Annotated in this window: 4 protein-coding genes; all 4 read left to right on the top strand. The window is 68.3% G+C overall.

Annotation, left to right across the window (positions count from 1 at the left end):
* Positions 1-348 precede the first annotated feature (348 nt).
* The 4 genes from AWC14_RS07430 (at position 349) to AWC14_RS07440 (ending at position 4,178) form a co-directional block, all read left to right on the top strand.
* Positions 349-1,461 (top strand): ATP-binding protein, encoded by a 1,113-nt coding sequence (locus tag AWC14_RS07430; protein WP_045385681.1) that lies wholly within the window; start codon positions 349-351, stop codon positions 1,459-1,461.
* Entirely contained in the window at positions 1,458-2,720 is a 1,263-nt protein-coding gene (locus AWC14_RS07435; RefSeq protein ID WP_045385682.1) for a vWA domain-containing protein, read from the top strand. The genes AWC14_RS07430 and AWC14_RS07435 overlap by 4 nt, the downstream gene beginning before the upstream one ends.
* 119 nt (positions 2,721-2,839) lie before the next feature.
* A complete protein-coding gene (locus AWC14_RS28585) occupies positions 2,840-3,016 on the top strand; it encodes a hypothetical protein (RefSeq protein ID WP_155729924.1) in 177 nt (58 codons plus the stop codon).
* Positions 3,006-4,178, top strand: a complete 1,173-nt coding sequence (locus AWC14_RS07440; RefSeq protein ID WP_045385683.1) for a hypothetical protein — start codon at positions 3,006-3,008, stop codon at positions 4,176-4,178. Before AWC14_RS28585 ends, AWC14_RS07440 begins: the two co-directional genes overlap by 11 nt.
* The last annotated feature ends 524 nt before the right edge of the window (positions 4,179-4,702 follow it).

The following is a 4,702-nucleotide window of genomic DNA, read 5'->3' on the forward strand; positions in this document are numbered from 1 at the left end:
CCGCCCGCCCTCCCTGGGAGGCTACCAGGGCGGTCCGACAAGTTTGCGCGCCCAGCCCGCGAAGACGCCCGTCAGGGAACATGTTGCACGACAACGGATTACAGCAAGACTGCACGACGTAATCTGTTGTCTGCCAAGGGCATTCACATAGCGAGATGGCTCGCCGCGCGGAGCCAGTCGTCGGCGTTCCAGCGCGGGGATCGGCGCAGCTGTCGAGGACGCAAGACCATCCACCGCGGCGGCGATTTTTGTCGGTGGCCGATTGTAGATTAAAGGCGTCTCACACAGTGTGAGGCGTTTGGAGAGACCGGGATTCGACTCCCGGTCGGTGAGCCTGGGAGGGCAACTATGGCCGATATGGCATCAATCGTGACCGTTGTCGATGCGTGCGGTCGTGCCGGTGTTCCGGTGCTGCTGCGCGGCGGGCCGGGTCAGGGTAAGTCGTCGCTGGTGCGCGGCTTGGCCGCCAGCGCTGGTCTGCGCTGTGAGACGGTCCTGGGGTCGATTCGCGAGCCTGCCGAGATCGCCGGTATGCCGGTGACTACCGCTGATGGGGTGCGTTTAGAACCGCCCGCATGGGCCAAGCGGCTGGCGGCCGAGGGCGAGGGGGTGTTGTTTCTCGACGAGCTGACCACCTGCGCGCCGTCCGTTCAGGCGGCGATGCTGGCCGTGGTGTTGGACCGCGCCGTGGGGGATCTGGTGCTTCCCGCGACGGTGCGCATGATCGCCGCCGCCAATCCTCCCGAGCAGGCCGCCGGTGGTTATGATCTGGAGCCGCCGTTGTCAAATCGGTTCTGCCACGTGGGTTTTACTCCGTCTGTTGACGAGTGGCTCGATGGGATGGCGACCGGCTGGGAGGCCGTACCGGCGTCGCGGGCCGGGGTGAACAGCGCCGAGCGGCTGGCCGCGAGCACTGCGGCAGTCACCGGGTTCATCCGGCTGCGGCCAGAGTTGCTCGACAAGTATCCCGATTCCAGTGCGGCAACCGGCGGGCCGTGGCCGTCACGGCGCACGTGGGCGATGACGGCAAAGGTGCTAAGCCACTTGCGTGCTGATGATGTGGCCGCAACCCAGGCCGCGGTGTTCGGTCTCGTGGGGGAGGGTGCGGGCGCGGAGTTCCTGTCGTGGGTGGCGACGGCTGACCTGCCCGACCCTGACGCAGTGATTGCCGATCCGGCGCGGGTGGATTGGGCAGGCGAGCGGCCCGACCGGATATGGGCGGTGTTGGCCGGGGTGACCACGCTGGCCGCGCAGCGCGGCGGCGTCGAGGCGTGGCGCAAGGCGTGGGGTCCGCTGGTGGCGTGCGCTAAGGCCGGTGCGCCCGACGTTGCAGCATCGTCAGCGCGGGCGCTGGGCAAGTCGCGTCCGGCCAAGGCAACCATTCCGGCCTCGGCGCGCGAAGCGTTCCTGCCGTTATTGAAGGCCGCCGGTCTAATCGATGACGCGGAGGCCGTGGCATGAAGGTGCGCGAATTGACGTCGGTGGAGCGGCAGGCATTTCAGGTGGCCCGGCTGATTGCCTGCGAGGCGATGCCGTACTACTCGGCGGGGCTGTTTTCGTTGCAGCCGGTGGCAGCGCCGGGACTGAATACGTTTGCCGTGGACAAGTATTGGCGGCTCTACCTCGATCCGACGCGGCTGATCGGCCCGGAACAGTGGTCGCCGCTGGTGGCCGGTGGCGCGCTGTTGCACGAGATTGGGCATCTGCTGCGCGGCCATGCCGACCGCGCCGAGACGCTGCGCCAGCCCGTCAACCACGATGCGTGGAATTTCGCCGGGGACGCCGAAATCAATGACGATCTGGTGTCGGCTGGTGTTGTTCTACCCGACGGGGTGATCACGCCCGATGCCATCGGCTGCACGCCCGGCGGAATCGCGGAGGACTACTACGCGGCGCTCGTCGATGAGAACAGCGCGCCCAATGGTGGTGTGGGCGGCGGTGATGCCGCAGCGGACGGTGAGGTCGGTTGCGGATCCGGCAGCGGTGCCGGTCCGGTGCCCGGCGAGTTGGGCGCCGACGACTTGGTGGACGGTCGCGCCGGAATCGACGGCGCGACAGGTGATCTGATTCGGCGCAAGATCGCTGAGGCAGTGCGTGATGCCGCGGCGTCAGGTATCGGCACGTTGCCGGGTGGGTTGCGGCGGTGGGCCGATGGTGTGTTGGCTCCGCCGGTTGTGCCGTGGAATAGGGTGCTGCGCTCAGCTGTGCGGTGCGCGTTGGCCGAAGCCGCCGGTCGCACCGACTACAGCTACCGGCGTCCGTCGCGGCGGCGGGTGCCCGGTGTGGTGTTGCCCGCGATGCGGGGGCCGAAAGTGTCGGTGGCGATTGTGGTGGACACCTCGGGGTCGATGAGCGGCGCTGACCTGACGGCGGCGCTGTCGGAGACATCGGGGGTGCTGCGCTCTGCCGGAGTCGCCGGTGAGCGAGTGCAGGTGCTCACCTGTGATGCGGCCAGCGGGCAGGCGCAGAAGGTGCGCCGGGTCGCCGACGTGGTGCTGACCGGAGGGGGAGGCACCGATATGCGCGTGGGTATCGCCGCGGCGGAGGCGCTGCGTCCCCGCCCGGAAATCGTGGTCGTGTTCACCGATGGCGATACCCCCTGGCCGAGCGTTCCCGGCAAGTCCAAGCTGGTGTGTGTCATCGTCGGCAGCCCGGAAAACGCCGCGCGCACACCGCGATTCGCGGTCACAGTGACTGTCCCCTCCGGCGTTGGCAGCTAAGCGGGCGGTCCCGAAAATTGTCGGTGCCCAGCGGTAAATTCTGAGCCAGTTCCCCCGGTTGCCGGGGTTGTGGAGAGACCGGGATTCCAAGCCCGGTCGGTGAGCCTGGGAGGGCAGCAGTGGTCAATGACGAGGCGGCACTGAACGCCTACGCACAGCAGATTCTGGCCGGGACGGAATTGACCGTCACCGATATCGGTCACCCCGACAACCTCGACGGCGGTGCCGCCGCCGATGCGTTGCGGCACGGCTGGGACATGGCGCGTCGGGCCGGGCAGGTGCGCCATGACAGTTGAGTTCTACGACCTGGCGCAGCGAATCTACGCACAGCGGTCCGGTCACCCGGTGCTTCGGGTGGCCGGGGCATTGTTCGTCCTCGACCCGCAGGCAATCATGCTCACCGCGACGCAGACCCGCGGCGTGGTCACAGCGTCGGTGGCAGTGGCCGACCAGCCGGCGACGCAGGTATCCGGTATGGGTGTGCTGCGCGCCTTGGCGGCAGCAGGCGCGAGGTTCGACGCGCCGATGCGCCAGCTCGTCGTGGCCGGGGCATCCGATCTGACCGCGCTCGTTGGCCTGGCACGCGCACACAGCGGCAGTGACGACCCGGCCAGCAGGGAAGCGGCGGCGGTCGTGGGATGGTGGGCTGATCGCGCCGGGTATCCCGGCACCAGCGCGGTGGTCGATCTGTGCGCCCACAGCCGCCAGCGTTATATCACCGCGGCGGTTCCCGCCGCCGAGCGCAGTGCCGAGCATTGGCGCAGCGTCTTCGCAGTCGGCGAAGGCACGGCGGGTCTGTGGAGATGGGCGCAGCACCTTGCCAACGGCACGCCACTAACTGCGCTCAATCAGGTCCGCGCCGACGATGAGTACAGCTTCAAGGCGGCAGCCCAGCGCCACCGTGATGGCGCGGATTGGGCTGCTCCCGACCGGCCCCCGGTCGCAGCGATGGGACTACGGCGGCGCTGCGACACCGCGGATCTGTGGGAGAGCGCATTGCTGGGGGATCGGTTGTGGCGGCACCGCGCCGTTCACACCGGGCACGTGACTGGCGGCGAAATGGTGTCGGCCAACCGCGCGGGCTTCACCGTCCGGTGTGAACGCATGGATTGCCGTCTGCGCGAAGGAAACTCGGTCTGCGGCTGGCACGGTGGCATTGACAGCTACGAACGCAGCGTGACGTTCATCGGTGAAATCGCCGACACGTCCGCCTGCCAGAGCGCGCTACTGCTGACCGTGACCGGCGTGCGCGTCGAATCACGCCCCGGCATCGGGCAGTGGGTGTCATTAATGCCCGCCCCGCCCAACGCCCCGATGGTCCGCTCGGGCCAGTACCACTACCGGCGCTTGCAGTTCGGCACCGACTCATGGATCGCCAAAGGAAAGCCACCCGGCCTCATCCGGCGCGACGTGCCCCTCGACGTCCTAATCAGCGCAGCAGAAGCCGAAGGCGAGTAAGGCCATGCGCATCCTCAAGCCCCGACCCGGCGCGACCGCCACAGAAAGCGACGCTCACCGCTCCGCCGCGCCCCCCGCCCCGGCGCGGCCCACACCAGCGCCCGCAGCGCCGACCTGGCCAGGCCGGGAACTGCTCAATCACCCGATCACCGCACAGGTGCTGCTGTCGGTATGGAACGGCGACCCTGTGGTCCTGGTGCCATCCCCGCCCGGTGCGGGCAAGACCAGGCTCGTTGTGCTGCTCTCCGCGGCGTTGGCGCATCGGGCAGGCCTGCGGGTTGGTATTGCGGCCCAGACACGCGCTCAGGCCGTCGATATCGCCCGCCGCTTAGGGGCAGTAGCCGACTGGCGTTTGATCGGACTGCTGTGGAAAAAGAGCGGCACACGCCCCGATACGGCGGGCTGTCCGTTGGTGTTTGGTGGCCCTACCTGGCCGCGATCGGGTGGTGTTGCGCGTCACTCTGGATGACGATGATGGCGTCATTGGGGTTGACGACGAGCCGATGATGGGAACGGCCCCGCTC

The sequence above is a fragment of the Mycobacterium kyorinense genome (genome assembly GCF_002101735.1).
In the GTDB taxonomy this organism is placed as follows: domain Bacteria; phylum Actinomycetota; class Actinomycetes; order Mycobacteriales; family Mycobacteriaceae; genus Mycobacterium; species Mycobacterium kyorinense.